General features: G+C 50.8%; 1 protein-coding gene. It reads right to left on the bottom strand.

The window, feature by feature from the left end; all coding sequences use genetic code 11:
* A partial coding sequence (locus R7O13_RS30475) for a helicase-related protein (RefSeq protein WP_318305672.1) occupies positions 1–533 on the bottom strand: 533 nt, incomplete at both ends.

The following is a 533-nucleotide window of genomic DNA, read 5'->3' as shown; positions in this document are numbered from 1 at the left end:
AACTGGTGTAATTGCGCCAAACCAAGGCGTTCAGGGTTTTCTATGATCATCAAGCTAGAGTTTGGCACGTCTACGCCAACTTCTATCACCGTCGTGGCTACGAGCAGGTGGAGCTTGTTGTCTTTAAACTCTTGCATGACAGCTTGCTTTTCGGCGGGCTTCATACGGCCATGAACTAGGCCAATTTTTACATCTGGTAGCTTGCGCTGCAGCTCTTCAGCGGTGTCTGCTGCAGCTTGCGCTTCTAACACTTCTGATTCATCGATCAGCGTACACACCCAATACGCTTGCTTGCCTTCGTTAAGACAAGCGTTTCGTACCCGCTCGACAATGTCGTCACGTTTGGTATCTGGCATGGCGACGGTTTGAATCGGTGTTCGGCCTGGTGGTAATTCGTCTATCACCGACGTTTCCAAATCAGCATACGCTGTCATTGCTAGCGTGCGAGGAATCGGAGTCGCCGTCATGATGAGCTGATGCGGATACGCGCCTTGTTTTGCCCCTTTCTCACGTAACTCTAATCGCTGATGGAC

Source organism: Vibrio sp. Y176 (assembly GCF_033438945.1).
The sequence above is the reverse complement of the archived record's forward strand: the minus strand, read 5'-3'. Positions and strand labels throughout refer to the sequence as shown.